At 74.7% G+C, this 16,299-nt stretch carries 3 protein-coding genes; 2 read left to right on the top strand and 1 reads right to left on the bottom strand.

Annotated features, from left to right (window positions below):
- Positions 1-68 precede the first annotated feature (68 nt).
- The gene (locus ACWGJ5_RS13640) at positions 69-326 is read right to left on the bottom strand and encodes a hypothetical protein (RefSeq protein WP_453309919.1); all 258 of its coding nucleotides are present in this window, start codon (positions 324-326) and stop codon (positions 69-71) included.
- A 249-nt stretch (positions 327-575) separates the two neighbouring features.
- Between ACWGJ5_RS13640 and ACWGJ5_RS13635 the strand changes: the two genes are divergently transcribed.
- Both ACWGJ5_RS13635 and ACWGJ5_RS13630 read left to right on the top strand, forming a co-directional pair.
- The gene (locus tag ACWGJ5_RS13635; protein ID WP_453309918.1) at positions 576-2,303 is read left to right on the top strand and encodes a fatty acyl-AMP ligase; all 1,728 of its coding nucleotides are present in this window, start codon (positions 576-578) and stop codon (positions 2,301-2,303) included.
- A gap of 165 nt (positions 2,304-2,468) precedes the next feature.
- Positions 2,469-16,175 (top strand): SDR family NAD(P)-dependent oxidoreductase, encoded by a 13,707-nt coding sequence (locus ACWGJ5_RS13630; RefSeq protein WP_453309917.1) that lies wholly within the window; start codon positions 2,469-2,471, stop codon positions 16,173-16,175.
- The last annotated feature ends 124 nt before the right edge of the window (positions 16,176-16,299 follow it).

The raw sequence follows: 16,299 nt of genomic DNA, 5'->3' as shown, positions 1-16,299 counted from the left end.
CCGCCCTTCGCAACACCGCTTCGGCTCACGCCGTATCCATGGAAGCACAACCGCCGCGGCACCGAAGGTCAGCCGGCGCACTGGATCTTTGGACAGCAGCGGTTCTGCATGATGCCGAGGACGTTGCCGAAGGGGCGACGACCGCCGGGCTGCTCACCTCGGCCCCTGACCGGCCCACCGCCCCGGACGACCAGACCCGGGTACCGCAGGTGGAGTGCGGTGGCACGCTCGTCGGTGAGGGGAATCGGCGCGGTGAGGTGTTCGAGCAGCAGGGGCGGCGGGTGCGTGGACGGCGTGTCGGCCCAGCGAAGCCGACGGACAGCCAACTCCTGTTGGTCACACAGGGTTTACATGCGTTCGACCCGTCGACCGGTGGGACTTGTTATGGTGCTACTCGTTGGTAGCAAGTTGAGTGGGGGGACACGGGGAGACCTGTGGCCATCTCGCCGCCGGGCGAGTGGCGAGACGGATGACCTGGCAAGGGGGCCCGGTCAACGGCTTCTGCGCGTGCGCGTCACGCGGCCGTCGAACTCCAGTTCCCTCACCCGCTGACCCGGACAGGTGGGACTCGTCACATGGCTCGTTCCCTGGTCGAATTACTGACCGCACACGCCCAGCAACAGCCCGACCGTACCGCCTACCGGTACCTCCTCACCGGCGACTGCGACGGGGACATCCAGGAGATCTCCTACGGACAACTGGCCCACCGCTCCCGGGCGGTCGCCGCCTGGCTCCAGGACCGCGGCCTGGCCGGTTCGCGCGCCCTGCTCCTCCATCCGCCCGGCCTGGAGTTCGTCTCCGCCTTTCTGGGCTGCCTCGCCGCCGGAGTGGTCGCCGTGCCGGGCGTGCCCCCGCAGGGACGGTCGCAGAACCACCGCGCCCTCGTCCGGATGAAGCGCCTGATGGCCGACTCCGACGCCAAGGTGATCCTCGGCGGCCGTGAAGTCATCGGCGCCCTGCGCACATGGACCGAGCACCTGCCCGAACTGGACACGGTCCCCCGCGTCGCCACCGAGGACATTCCCGACGACGCGGCCGCCTCCTGGCACGCCCCCGACCTCACCGCCGACTCGGTGGCCTTCCTCCAGTACACCTCCGGCTCCACCTCCGCCCCGCGCGGCGTGGTGGTCACCCACGGCAACCTGCTGGACAACGAGCGGATCATCACCGAGCGGATGGGGCACACCCCGGACGCCCTCGCGGAGCACGGCCGCGAACTGATCCTCAGCTGGCTCCCCGTCTACCACGACATGGGCCTCATGGGCCCGGTGCTGAACACGCTGTACCTGGGCGCCACGGCCACGCTCTTCTCGCCCCTGCACTTCCTGCAGAGCCCCGATCGCTGGCTGACCGCGATCAGCCGTTACCGGCCGCACACCAGCGGCGGCCCCAACTTCGCCTACGAACTGTGCCTGAAGCACGCCACCGCCGACCTGGTCGACAGCCTCGACCTGAGCGCGTGGAAGGTCGCCTTCAACGGCGCCGAACCGGTGCGCGCGGCCACCGTGCGACGGTTCACCGAGACCTTCCGCGCGGCCGGCTTCCGCCGTGAGGCGTTCTACCCGTGCTACGGCCTGGCCGAGGCCACCTTGATGGTCACCGGCGGTGCGGTGGACGCCCCGCCCACCCTGCTGGACGCCGCCGAGACCGGCCCGCACGCCGGCGAGGCGGACGCGGCCGCCGTGGGCTGCGGCCGGCCCGGGACCGGGATCACGGTACTGATCGCCGACCCCGAACGGCAGGAGGAACTGCCCGAGGGCGAGGTCGGCGAGATCTGGGTCGCCGGCGCGAGCGTGGCCAAGGGTTACTGGCGCAACACCCTCGCCACCCGCGAGACCTTCCGCGCCACCCTGACCGGCCGTGAGGGTCGCTTCCTGCGCACGGGCGACCTCGGCTTCCTGAGTGACGGCGAACTGTTCGTCACCGGCCGCCTGAAGGACCTCGTCGTCATCGACGGGCGCAACCACTACCCGCAGGACCTGGAGCTGTCCGCGGAGTTGTCCCATCCGGCACTGCGGCCCGGCTGCACCGCGGCGTTCTCCGTGGACGCCGGCGGCATGCAGGGCGAACAGGTCGTCATGGTGGCCGAGGCGGCGCCCGACGCGGCCGGCGAGGCCGAGAAGATCACCGACCTGGTGCGCAGCGCGATCGGTGAGGCCCATGGCCTGGCGGTGCGGGACGTGGTGCTGGTCCACCCCGGAACCATCCCGAAGACGTCCAGCGGGAAGATCCAGCGCCGCGCCTCCCGGGCGGCCTACCTCGACGGCACCCTCGCCCTGGTCGGCGTGCCCGTCACGGGATGACCCCACGGCCGCCGGCGCCCGCCCGTGCCGGCGGCGGCCCGGCCGTCGCGCCGGCCGCACGTCCGCCCCCGGGCCGTACGCCACCCGATGTCAGCCGTACGCCGCTGCCGCATGCGGTCGTGCGGAATCCGCCCGCTTCACCGTTGCTTGAGGACACCTGCCCAGATGCCTGCGAACGAGCCCCGGAAGCAGTCCACCATCACGCCCCTCACCACCGCCGAGGACGTACGGGCCTGGCTGGGGTCGGCCGTCGCCGAGGCCGCCGGGCTCGACCCGCTGGCCGTCGACCCGGACCGGCCGATCGCGGAATTCGGGCTGGGATCACGTCAGTTGGTGACACTGGCCGCCGGACTCTCCGACCGGACCGGCCGGCCACTGGAGCCATCGCTCGTCTTCGACCACCCCACGATCGCCGCGCTGGCCGACGCGGTCCTCGGCGAACCACCCGCCACGGCGGCCGGCCCGGCCGGTGCCGAGGCTGCGCCGCGGGCGACGCAGGACGACATCGCCATCGTCTCCATGGCCTGCCGTTTCCCCGGCGGCGCCGACGACCCCGAAGGGCTGTGGCGGCTGCTCGCCGCCGGCGAGGACGCCATCTCCGAGGTTCCGGCGGGCCGTTGGGACACCCAGGGCCTCTACGACCCCGACCCCGAGGCCACCGGAAAGGCGTACACGCTGCGCGGCGGCTTCCTCGACGGCATCGACCGCTTCGACGCCCCCTTCTTCGGGATCTCGCCCCGCGAGGCCGACGCCATGGACCCGCAGCAGCGGCTGCTGCTGCAGACCAGCTGGGAGGCGATCGAGCGCGCCGGGATCGTCCCCGAGACGCTGCACGGCAGCTCCACGGGCGTCTACATCGGCCTGTACGACAGCGGATACCTCGCCTCGGCCTCGCTGGCCCAGCTCGACGGGCATGTCGGCACGGGCTCGGCGACCAGCGTGGCCTCCGGGCGCATCGCCTACACCCTGGGTCTGCAGGGCCCGGCGGTCACCGTCGACACCGCCTGCTCCTCCTCCCTCGTCGCCCTGCACCTGGCGGCCCGCGCGCTGGCGGCAGGTGAGTGCGACCTCGCGCTGGCGGGCGGCGTGAGCCTGCTGGTGACCCCGCGGGGACACGTGGAGTTCAGCAGGCTGCGCGGGCTGTCGCCGTCCGGGCGGTGCAGCCCCTTCTCGGCCGACGCGGACGGTGTGGTGTGGGCCGAAGGCTGTGGTGTGGTGCTGCTCAGGCGGCTCGCCGACGCCCGCCGCGACGGCGACCGGGTGCTCGCCGTGATCAAGGGCTCGGCCGTCAACCAGGACGGCCGCAGCCAGGGGCTGAGCGCCCCCAACGGCCCGGCGCAGGAACGGGTGCTGCGCGCCGCCCTCGACGCCGCCGGACTCGCACCGGACGACGTGGACCACGTCGAGGCGCACGGCACCGGCACCCCGCTCGGCGACCCCATCGAGGGCCGCGCACTGGCCGCCGTCTTCGGACCGGGCCGCCCCGCCGACCGGCCTCTCGGCCTCGGCTCGCTGAAGTCCAACATCGGTCACACCCAGGCCGCCGCGGGCATCGGCGGCGTGATCAAGACGGTGCTCGCCCTCGGGCACGAGCTCATACCGCCGTCCCTGCACGCCGAGACCCTCACGGAGCACGTCGACTGGGCGGGCAGCGGCCTGGCCGTGCACGGCAGCGCCCGGGCGTGGCCGCGCGGCGGCGACCGCGTGCGGCGGGCCGGGGTGAGCGCGTTCGGCATCAGCGGCACGAACGCGCACGTCGTGCTGGAGGAGGCACCGCAGGACGTCGACGCACCGGCCGGGCCACAGGCGGAGCCGACCGGTCCGACGCTCTTCCCGCTCTCCGCCCGCACCCTCCCCGCGCTCCAGGGGCAAGCCGACCGACTTCACGCACGTCTCGTCGCCCAGCCGGAGTTGCCGCTGCCCGCCGTAACCGCGACGCTGGCCCACCACCGCACCCACTTCGAGCACCGTGCCGTCGTCCAGGCGGCCGGCCGGGACGAGCTGCTGACCGAGCTGCGGGCCCTTGCGGAGGGCCGGCCCGACCCCGGCCCGACCGCCGGACCCCGGCGGACGCTGCCCGCGGGCAAGGTGGCCTTCGTCTTCCCGGGCCAGGGCGCCCAGTGGGCCGGCATGGCCCGCGACCTGCTCGAACGCGACCCCGTGTTCGCCGACGAACTCGACCGCTGCGACGCCGCCCTGCGACCGTTCACCGTCTGGTCCGCGGCGGCGGTCCTGCGCGGTGAGGCGGGAGCCCCGTCCCTGGACCGCGTGGACGTCGTTCAGCCGGTGCTCTTCGCGGTGATGGTGTCCCTGGCCGCGGTGTGGCGGGCCCGTGGCGTCCGGCCGGACGCCGTGATCGGGCACAGCCAGGGCGAAGTGGCCGCGGCCTGTGTCGCCGGCGCGCTCAGCCTCAACGACGCGGCAGCGGTGGTCGCCCTGCGCAGCCGGGCCCTGACCGAGCTGTCCGGCACCGGCGCCATGGCCGTCGTCGGCCTGCCGCACACCGATGTCGTCACCCGCCTCGAGGATCTCGGCGGCCGGGTCTCGGTCGCCGCCGTGAACAGCGGCCGGGCCACCGTGATCGCCGGTGACGTGGAGCCGCTGGAGGGCCTGCTCGCCGACCTCGACCGGGAACAGGTCTTCGTCCGTCGCCTCGACGTCGACTACGCCTCCCACAGCGCCCGGGTCGAGCCGGTCCGCGCGACGATCCTCGACGAGCTCGACGGCGTGACCACGTACCCCACGTCGGTCGTCTGGTACTCCACCGTCTCCGGTGAGCCGGTCACCGAGGAGCTGGACGCCGACTACTGGTACGCCAACCTGCGCGAACCCGTCCGCTTCGCGCCCGCGGTGGAGCGCATGGCGGCCGACGGCTACCGCCACTTCGTCGAACTCGGCCCGCATCCGTCCCTGCTCACCGCCCTGCACACGATCGGCGAGGACTCCGGCCACGAGCTGGTCGCCGTCGGCTCCCTCCGCCGCGACGAGGACGGACCCGCCTGCCTGGACCGCGCCGCCGCCGAACTCCACGTCCACGGACGGCGGACGGACTGGCGGCGCCTGGTCGCCGACACCGTCCGGGCGGACCTGCCGACCTACGCCTGGGACACCCGGCGCCACTGGATCGAACCCGAGTCCGCCTCGGGCGGCCCCGGCCTGTTCGACCGCGCCGCGCACCCGTTGCTCGGCGTCCAGTTGCAGTCGGCCGACGAGACCCGCTGGACCTTCCGCGACGAGTGGTCCCCGGCCACCGCCGACTGGCTGTCCGACCACACCGTGTTCGGCCGGACCGTGGTCTCCGGCACGACCCTGCTGGAGCTGTGCCGGGCCGCCCTCGCCGTGGCCCGCCCGGACGACCCGGCCGACGTGACCGACCTGCTGCTGCTCGCACCCCTCGTGCTGCCCGCCGCCGGCACCGTGGAGGTGTCCGTGGAGGTGGTCACCGCCGGCCCGGCACCGGAGATCACCGTACACAGCCGCCCGCGCGGCCAGGAGGCCACCGACTGGACGCTGCACGCCACCGCCTCGGCGGCAGCGGCGACCCCCGTGGCCGGGCGACCGCCGGTGTGGCCGGAGGCGGCGGAACCCGCCTGGAGCGCGGAGACCTATGAGCGGCTGGCCGGGCTCGGCCTCGGTTACGGTCCGGCCTTCCAGGGCGTACGGGAGGCGCTGGTGACCGGTGCGGGCGAGCTGCAGGCCCGGCTGTCACTGCCGCCCGTGGCCCGTGACCTGGCCCACCCCTACCCGGTCCACCCGGCGCTGCTGGACGCCGCGCTGCACGTCGCCGCCGCCCTCGAAGAGGGCGCCGCCTCCGACGGGCGGGTGCTCCTTCCGGTCGCCGTGGGCCGCGCCGCGCTGTCGCACGGCGGCGCCGACGACCTCACCGTGTCCGTGCGGCGCACCGGCACCGACGACACGGATCTCACGCTGGACGTGACGCTGTGGGACGCCGACGGCTTCCCCGCGGGCCGGCTGGAGGGCGTACGGCTGCGCGCCGCGAGCCCGGCGGATCTCGCCGGCGGTTCGGGCAACGGGCGGCACCTGTACGAGGTTGCCTGGACGGCCGCGCCCGAACCGCCCGTCGAGGGACCGGCCGGTGACTGGACCGTCGTCGGCGACCCGTCCGACCCGGACGTCGTGGCGGCCCTGCGCGGCCTCGAAGCCGCGGGGATCCAGTGCCGCGACACGGGTGGCGAGGTGCTCGTACGGTTCTGGCCGCGACCGGCCGAGGATGCCGAACCGGCCGCCACCGCACGGGAGATGGCGGAAGCCGCGCTGGCCGAACTGCAGACACTCGCCGCACAGGCGGAGCCACCCGCCCGGACCGTCTGGGTGACCCGCGGCGCGGTCGCGGCCGACGACCGGGACACCGTGCCGGGCCTCGCACAGTCGGTGCTGTGGGGCCTGGCCCGCAGTGCCCGTGCCGAGCATCCGGACCTCGGGCTGACGCTGCTCGACCTTGCAGACACCGATCCCGCGGCTGCCCTGCTCGCCGCCGTCGCTCACTTGGACGAGCCCGAACTCGCCGGGCGCGCGGGCAGCTTGCTCGTGCCCCGGCTCGTGCGCGCCCGCGCCGCCGACACCGGCCGCGCGCGGACACCCGTCGACGGCACCGTACTGATCACCGGAGGACTCGGCGCCGTCGGACGCCACATCGCCCGGCTCCTCGCCGAACGGGGCGTGCACCGCCTGCTGCTGACGTCCCGGCGCGGAGCCGACGACCCGCGCACGGCCGAGGTCACCGCGGAACTGACAGCGCTCGGCGCGGAGGTCGAGGTGGCGGCGTGCGACGTCGCCGACGCCGCGGCCCTGGCCGACATCGTCGGTCCCGTCGCCGACGAACTCCGCGGCGTCGTGCACTGCGCCGGCGTCCTGGACGACGGGGTGGTCGCCGAGCTGACTCCCGAACGCCTCGCGCGGGTGCTGCGCCCCAAGGTGGACGGCGCCGCCCACCTGCACCGGCTGACCGCCGACGCGCAGCTCGACCTGTTCCTGCTGGTCTCCTCCGCCGCCGGTGTCGTCGGCAACGCGGGCCAGGCCAACTACGCCGCCGCCAACGCCTTCCTCGACCAGCTCGCCCACCACCGGCGCGCCCTGGGGCTTCCCGCCGTGTCGGTCTCCTTCGGCGCCTGGGCGGGCGAGGGCCTGGCCGCCGAACATGCCGACCTGGAGCGGATGGCGCGCCTCGGCCACCGCGCCCTGACCCCGGAACAGGGCCGCGACCTCGTCGAACTCGCGCTGCGCCGGGGCGCCCCGCATCTGGTCGCCTGGGTGCTGAACCTGCCCCGGCTGCGCGAGACCACGGCCGGCGCGAGCGACAGTGCGGCTGCGCTGTGGCGCTCGCTGCTGCCCGCGCCCCGCACCGGGCGGGACGGCAAGGACGGACTGGCCAACCGCCTGGCCCGGCTGCCGGAGGCCGACCGCGCCGACCGCGCCCTCGACCTGGTCCGCGAGGAGGCCGCTCGTGCCCTCGGCCTGCAGTCGGCGGAGTCCGTCCGCCCCGACGAGCCGCTGCGCGAGCTCGGCATGGACTCGGTGACGGCGGTGGAGCTGCGCAACCGCATCGGTGCCCGCCTCGGCTGCCGGCTCCCCGCCACCCTGTTGTTCGACCACCCCACCCCGGCCCGCCTCGCCGAGCACCTGCTGGCCACCGCTCTCGCGACGAGCGGCCCCGCGGCCCGTCGTCCCGCGCCCGCCGCGCCGCACACCCGCACCGCGGCGCACGACGAGCCGGTCGCCCTGGTGGCCATGGCCTGCCGTCTGCCGGGAGGCGTCGGCGACCCGGAGGAGCTGTGGCGGCTGGTCGCCGAGGGCCGTGACGCGGTCGGCCCGTTCCCGGCCGGGCGCTGGGACGTCGAGTCGCTGTACGACCCCGACCCGGAAGCCCCGGGCAAGTCGTACGCCCGGGAAGGCGGCTTCCTGGACGACATCGAGTCCTTCGACGCGGGCTTCTTCGGCATCACCCCGAAGGAGGCCGCCGCCATGGACCCGCAGCAGCGGCTGCTGCTGGAGACCGCGTGGGAGGCGCTGGAGCGCGCCGGGATCGTGCCCGCCGAACTGGCGGGCAGCACCACAGGCGTGTACGTCGGCATGTTCGGCAGCGACTACCTGTCGGGCTCCCGGCTCGACCAGCTGGACGGTCATGTCGGCACCGGGTCGGCGCTCAGCGTGGCCTCGGGCCGGCTGGCGTACGCCCTCGGGCTGCACGGCCCGGCGCTGACGGTGGACACGGCGTGCTCGTCGTCGCTCGTCGCGGTGCACCTGGCGGCGCAGGCACTGCGGGCGGGCGAGTGCGACCTGGCGCTGGCCGGCGGCGTGACGCTCATGGTGACCCCGCAGACCTTCGTGGAGTTCAGCCGGCTGCGGGGCCTGTCCCCGACCGGCCGCTGCCGCTCCTTCTCCGACGACGCCGACGGCGCCGTCTGGGCCGAGGGTGCCGGCATGCTCGTACTGAAGCGGCTGGGCGACGCGCGGCGGGACGGCGACGAGGTGCTGGCGGTGCTGCGCGGCACGGCCGTCAACCAGGACGGCCGCAGCCAGGGCCTCTCCGCGCCCAACGGCCCGGCGCAGGAACAGGTGGTCCGGCGGGCCCTGGAGCTGTCCGGCCTCGAACCCGCCGACATCGACTACGTGGAGGCGCACGGCACGGGCACGACGCTGGGCGACCCGATCGAGGCGAACGCCCTGGCGCAGGTCTTCGGTGACTCCCGCGCCCCGCACCGACCGCTGTACCTGGGCTCGCTCAAGTCCAACCTCGGGCACACGCAGGCCGCCTCGGGCATCGCCGGGCTGATCAAGGTGGTGCAGTCGCTGCGCCACCGGATGCTGCCGGCCACCCTGCACGCCGGCACACCCAGCCGGTACGTCGAGTGGGACGGCAGCGGTCTGCACCTGCTGCAGGAGGCCGTGCCCTGGCCGGCGGCGAAGCAGCGCGTCCGGCGGGCCGGCGTCAGCGCCTTCGGGATCAGCGGGACCAACGCCCACGTGATCGTCGAGGAGGCCCCGCCGTTCGCGCCGGAGCGCGAGCCCGCAGGTGAACTGCCCTCCGGGAAGCGGCTGTTCGTCCTGTCCGGGCGGAGCGAGGTCGCGCTGCGCGGGCAGGCCGCACGGCTGGCACGGCACCTGACCGGGGACACCGTGCTGCCGGACGTCGCCCACACCCTGGCCCGGCACCGCAGCCACTTCGCCTGGCGGGCGGCGGTCACGGCGGGCGACTCGGACGAACTGCGCGCCGCGCTGGAGGCGGTGGGCAGCGGACGGGCGCAGCCGGCCACGCCGCGCGAGGACGTGACGGGCAAGGTGGCCTTCGTCTTCTCCGGGCACGGCGGCCAACGGCCGGGCATGGGCCTGGAGCTGCTGGCCGGGTCGGAGGCGTTCCGCGAGGAGCTGACCCGGATCGACGAGGCGGTGCAGCGGCACGTCGGCTGGTCGGTGCTCAACGCGCTGCGGGCGCCTGAGGAGTTCTCCCCGCTCCACCGGACCGAGTGCCTGCAACCGGTGCTGTTCGCGGTCAACGCGGCGCTGGCCGCCGCGTGGCGGCCCCTCGGCGTCGCCCCGGACGCCGTGGTCGGGCACAGCCTGGGCGAGATCGCCGCCGCGTACAGCGTGGGCGCCCTCGGCCTGGACGACGCCGTGGCCGTGGTGACCGGGCGGGCCCAGGCCGTCGTCCCGCTGGTCGGGCAGGGCGGCATGGTCGCGGTGGAGCTGCCGCGGTCGCAGGTCGAGGAACTGCTCGCCCCCTACGCGGACCGGCTGTTCGTCGCCGCGGTCAACAGCGCAGGCTCCACGGCCGTCTCCGGCGCCGCCGACGCGCTGGCCGAGCTGCGCCGCCGGCTCGAGGAGCGGGGGATCGCCGTACGACGGCTGTCGACCCCGTTCGCCTCGCACACCCCGCTGATGGAATCCCTGCGCACGGTGTTGCTCGACCGCTTCTCCGGCATCCGGGGCGCACAGGCGCCGACACCGCTGTACTCGACGGTGCTGGCCGAACCCGTCTCCGGCGACCGGCTGGACGCCGACTACTGGTACGCCAACCTCAGGCAGCCCGTCCGATTCGCCGACACCGTCCGACGGATGCTGGACGACGGCTACCGCTACTTCGTCGAGCTCAGCCCGCACCCCTCGCTGCTGTCCTCCATCGAGGCGGTCGCGGCGGAGGCCGGGATCGACGTGGCCGGCGTCGGCTCGTTGCGCCGTCAGCAGGACGGCCCCGACGTCCTGCTGCGCAGCGTCGGCGACTTGTACGTCGCGGGACACGCCCCCGACTGGCCGGCGCTGTTCCCGGAAGGCCGTCGCGTCGATCTGCCGACGTACGCCTTCGCCCGCGACCGCCACTGGCTCACGCCCGCCCCGGCCACCGCCGCGGGCTCCTCACCGCTCCTCGGCACGCACGTCGAGTCCAGCGACGAGCCCGACCGGCACCTCTTCCAGAGCGACGTCGACCTGCGGGACAGCCGCTTCGCCTATCTGGGCGACCACCGGGTGGACGGCGAGGTCTGGCTGCCCGGCGCCGCCTTCCTCGACATGGTCCTGGAGGCCGCCTCAACGGTGCAGGACGGTGGCCAAGTCCACCTGAACGAGGTCGAGTTCGTGCAGCCGTTGCGGATGGATCCCGAACGGCCCGTACGGCTGCAGCTGGTGCTGCGGCCCGCCCAGGACGGCTACCGGTCCTTCACAGTCGCCTCCACGGCCGCCGGTGAGCGGCGCCCGCGGTGGGAGCGGCACGTCGGCGGACGCGTCGCGGTGACCGGCGAGCAGCCCTCGTCCGACGTGCGGCTCGACGACGTGCGACTCGCCGCCGTGCGGGAGCGGTGCACGCAGGACGCGGACCTGCCGGCGGTGTACGCCGGGCTGAGCGCCCTCGGTATCGACTACGGCCCCGCCTTCCGGGGCCTGGAGCAGGGCCGCCGCGGCCACTCGGCGGCCCTGGGCCGGCTGGCCGCCAGGCCCGCCGCGGGTCATCTGCTGCATCCCGCGGTCCTCGACGCCGCCTTCCACACGGCCGCTTTGCCAGGGGACGCGCCCGAGGGCCGGGCGTTCGTGCCCGCCGGGGCGGGACGGCTGCGGTTCACCGGCCTGCGCACCACGCCTGCCTGGGCCGGCTGCGAACTGCGCTCCGTGTCCGGCGACACCGCCACCCTGGACATCAGGATCTGGGACGAGGACGAGCAACTAGTCCTGGAGATCGAGGAGTTCCGGCTGGCCGCGCTCTCGCCGCTGGACGGCGCCCTCTTCGAGACCCGCTGGCACCCTCGCCCGGTGGCGCAGGAACCGCCGGTGAAGGGCAGCTGGCTGATCCTGGCCGACGACACGGGGGTGGCGGACGCGCTCGGCGAGCGGCTCGGCTCCTCGGTGCCGCACGTCGTCGCCCGCAGGGGCAGCGCCTTCGTCGCCGAGGGGCCCGGCCGCTACGCCCTCGATCCGGCCGACCCGCACCACCTGGCCCGGCTGCTGGAGGAGGCCTTCGCGGGCGGGCAGCCCGAGCAGGTGGTCCAGCTGACCGCCCTCGACGCCCCGGCGATCGGCGACGCCGGATCGGCCGGGCAGGCGGCGCGGCTGTGCTGCCTGAGCACCCTGCACCTGGTGCGCGCCCTCGCCGGCCGTCCGCAGGGCCGGGCTCCGCGCCTGTTCGTGGTCGTACGCGGCAGCCAGGCCGCCGGTGACAGCACCGGGGTGACCAACCCGCAGCAGGCGCTCGCCTGGGGCTTCGGGCTCGCGGTGGCGCAGGAGTACCCGGAGCTGTCGACCACGCTGATCGACCTGCCGCCCACCGACGGCGTCGACGCCCTGTGGAACCAGCTCAGGCACGCCGACGACGAACGGCTCGTCGCGCTGCGCGGGACCGGCCGCCTGGTGCCGCGCCTGGCCCGCACCCGCCCGGACGACGGCGGCCACGGCGAGACCGCCGTGGCCGGCGTGCACCTGATCACCGGCGGTCTGGGCGGCCTCGGCCGCGTCGTCGCCGAGCGGCTGGTCCGCCGCGGTGCCCGCCGACTGGCCCTCATGAGCCGGGGCACGCCCGACGCGGAGACCGGGAACTGGATCACGGGTCTCGAAGAGCGAGGCGTCACCGTGCACCTGGCCCGCGCCGACGTCGCCGACCGGGAGAGTCTCACGGCCGCCCTGGACGCCGTACGGGATGCCTGTGGTCCGGTCGCCGCGGTCGTGCACGCGGCCGGAGTGCTCGACGACGCCACGGTGGCGAACCTGACCGACGAACGCGTCCTGCGCGTCCTCGCACCGAAGGTCCTGGGCACCGCTCTCCTCACCGAGCTGATCCCGGAGGCCCAGAACCTGGTCCTGTTCGCCTCCGCGGCCGGACTGCTCGGGTCGGCCGGCCAGAGCCCGTACTCGGCGGCGAACGCCTTCCTCGACGCCTGGGCACACCACCTTTCCCGCACTGACCGTCGGGCGCTGAGCCTGGACTGGGGCGCCTGGGCCGGTGTCGGCATGGTCGGCGGGTCCGGCACCCGGGCCGCCGAGACCAGCCGCTCGGGCCTGGTCGCCCTCTCGCCGCAGCAGGGCGGCGAGCTGTTCGAGCGGGTCCTGGCCACCGCCCGCCGCCAGCTCGCGCCGATCGCCCTGGACCGGGAGATGCTGACGCTCGTCCCCGACGCCGTGCGCACCCGCCCGATCCTGGGCGACCTGGTCACCGTCCCGACGGGCACGGCCGCCTCGGACGACCTCGTCAAGAAGGTGTTCGCGGCGACGACCGACCAGGACCGCGCCGCCTGGCTGGAGGCGTACGTCCGGGCCCGGGTCGGCGAGGTCTCCGGAGGAGCGGTCGACGTGTCGGCGACCACGGCCCTGAAGGAACTGGGTCTGGACTCCCTGATGCTGGTGCGGCTGCGCAACGCCTTCGTCCGCGAACTGGGCGTGGAGCTCCCGGCCGCGGACGTGTTCGCGGCGTCCGACAGCCGCGGCCTCGCCCAGGCCCTGGCCGAGCGCCTTCCGGAGCGGGGCGCCGTGGCGCGGCAGGACTCCGGCGACCTCGCCGGGAAGGTCCCGGAGACCGAACTGCGGCCCGCGCCGCGCGACGTCGTACGACTGCTGCGCAGCGCCCGGCCGGGCATGCCGGACGCGGCACACGGCATCGGCCTCGCCGTACGGCTGACCGCCCCGACCACTCGTGAGACGCTCACCGGCATCCTCAGCCGGCTCGTCGCGCGACACGCGGCCCTGCGCACCGCGATCGTCACCGGCGAGGAGGGCGTCCGGCAGCTGCGCGTGGACCGGGAGCCGGCGGAGCCGGTGCTGCGCTGGACGACCGTCGAGGGCCCACTCGACGGCGCCGAGCGGCTGCGCGCCCTGCTGGAGCCGCCGTTCGACCTGGCGACGACACCGCTGTGGCGGTTCGAGCTGCTGGACGGCGGTGCACACGGCCAGATTCTGGTGTTCGGCGCCCACCACGCGGTCAGCGACCTGCAGTCGCTGCTGCTCGTGGCCGGGGAGATCGACGCGGAACTGTCCGGCACCCCCCTCGACGCCACCGTCACCAACCGCGACCTCGCCCTCCTCGTCGAGGCCCAGCAGGGCGGTGAGGGCGCGGGCGCCGAGTGGCGCGAGCACTTCCACGGCAGCGAACGGCTCGACCTGGAGCTGGCCCGGCCGCGCCCGGCGACCCGGTCGTACCGGGCCGGCAGCGTGACCGTGACGATTCCCGAGGGGCTGATGGAACGGGTTGCGGCGGCCGCGAGCAGACTGGCCGTCACTCCCGCCGCCTTCTGCCTCGGAACCCTGACGGTGCTGCTGGCCAGAAGGCGCGAACGGGAGCGGTTCGTGCTCGCCGTGCCCGTGGACACCCGCATCCACGCCGACGCGTTCGACGCGGTGGGCTTCTTCGGCGTGCCGGTGCCGTTCCCGGCCGAGGCCCGCGCGGGCGAACAGGTCGCCGAGGTGCTGCGCCGCACCGACGCGCACCTGCAGCGCGTCCTGGCCAAGGGCGCCATGTTCTCCGACGTCCTGGCAACCCTGGCCCGCCAGGGACTGCACCGGCAGAACGCGCCGCTCGTCGAGGTCTACTTCAACTACGTACGGTCCTCGCGCCGCCTCACCCGGCTGGAGGTGCTGCCGGCCGGCACCGGCTACTCCGACCTCGACCTGATGATCACCATGATCCCGGACGCGGCATGCATCCGGCTCGACCACAACCTGGACATCCTGGACGCCGCGACCACCGCCGAACTGGGGGAGGACCTGCTGCGGTTGCTCGCAGAGACGGCCGAGGATCCGGCGGTGCCGGCGCGCGCCGGCATCCGGGCTTCCGCCGGTACGGCGCCCGCCCCTCGCCGGTCCCTGGCCCTCGCCGCCACCTTCGCCCTCGGCAACCTCCCGCTGATGTGCGCGGCAGCCGTCGAGGACGGGGCCGGGGACGGCGCACCGGCGATCACCGAGGCGCCGTACCACCACGTGCTCGCGAGCCTCCAGGACCCCTCGGGCGTCTTCGCCGACCCCGCGACGGCGGTGGGTGCGGTGCTGCTGCGGGCGGCGGACCTGGAGCGCTTCGGCCCGGTCGACGACGTGCTGCTCGCCGAGCTGCGCACCGCCTACCCGGCCGCGCTGAAGGCCCTGTCCGAACGCACCCGCAAGCCGCTCGTCGTCGGCTTCCTGCCCGCAGCCCGGCAGGAGGACCGCCTGCGGCGGTGGGAGCGCGAGGTCGCCGCCGACCTGGCACGCCTGCCCGGCATCGCGGTGCTCGGCCCCGACGACTGGACCCGGCACCACGCCGTCGGCGAACGCTTCGACGAGCGGACCGAGCGGCTGGCCCACCTGCCCTTCACCCCGCCCTTCCAGGCGGCCGTGGCGCTGCGGCTCGCCGAGGTCGTACGCGCGGTGCTGCGCCCCACGCCCAAGGTGATCGCGGTGGACGGCGACGAGACCCTGTGGGGCGGGGTCGCCGGCGAGATCGGCCCCGAGGCCGTCGACCTGACCGGCCCGCGTGCCCTGCTCGCGCGCAGGCTGCTGCAGTGGCGCGAGGCGGGCGCGCTGCTGGCCCTCGTCAGCAACAACGACGAGGCCACGGTCCGCGCCGTCCTGGACCGCCCGGACAGCCTGCTGAAAGCGGAGCACTTCAGCGTGCTGTCGGCCGCCTGGGGACCGAAGCCGGGCCGCCTCGCCGAGGCCGCGCGCATGCTCGATCTCGGCCTGGACAGCTTCCTGTTCCTGGACGACAACCCCGCCGAGATCGCCAAGGTGCGCTCGGCGCTGCCGCAGGTGCTGTCGGTGACCTGCCCGTCCGCGGACCAACTCGAGGACTTCCTCGACAGGTTGTGGCCACTGGTTCCCGTCGCGGCGACCGCCGAGGACGGGCTGCGGGCCCGGTTCTACGCGCAGGAGCGGGAGCGGGAGGCCGTCCGCGAAGCCGCCGGATTCGAGGAGTTCCTCGCGCAGCTGGAGCTGGAGGTCGACATCCGGGCGCTGTCCGAGGCCGACGTGCAGCGGGCCGAGCAACTCGTCCGTCGCACCAACCAGTTCACGCTCCGCTCCCGGTCGGCCGACGGCGGAGACGTGCGCCGGTGGCGGGAACGGGGCGAGGTGTGGACGGCGGAGGCCCGGGACCGGTTCGGCGACTACGGCCAGATCGCCCTTCTAGCCCTGTGCGCGGACCGCGACCAACTCGAGGTCCTGGGCTGGCCGATGAGCTGCCGGGCACTCGGCCGAGGAGTCGAGGAACGCCTGTTGCAGTGGCTGGCCGACCGTGCCGAGCAACTGGGCTGCGCGAAGGTCCGGCTGACGGCGGAGCGCACGGAGCGCAACGTACCGGCGCGGCGTCTGGTGGCCGCGCTCGGCGGTGGCGACCAGGACGACGAGCGCCTGGAGGCCGTGGTCACACCGGACCACCTGAGGGCGTTCCGGTCCTGGGAGCAGCAGTGAGGACGTGCCGCAGCAGGCAAGTGAGGACTTCCTCAGGTGCGAGGGACATCGTCGGGAGCGAGGACCTGTCGGGAGCAAGGACCTGTCGGAAGCAAGGACCTTGTCGGAAGCAAGGACCTTGTCG

This window comes from Streptomyces sp. NPDC054783, assembly GCF_053611725.1.
Note: the sequence above shows the minus strand (reverse complement) of the source record. Positions and strands in the feature narration are given on the sequence as shown.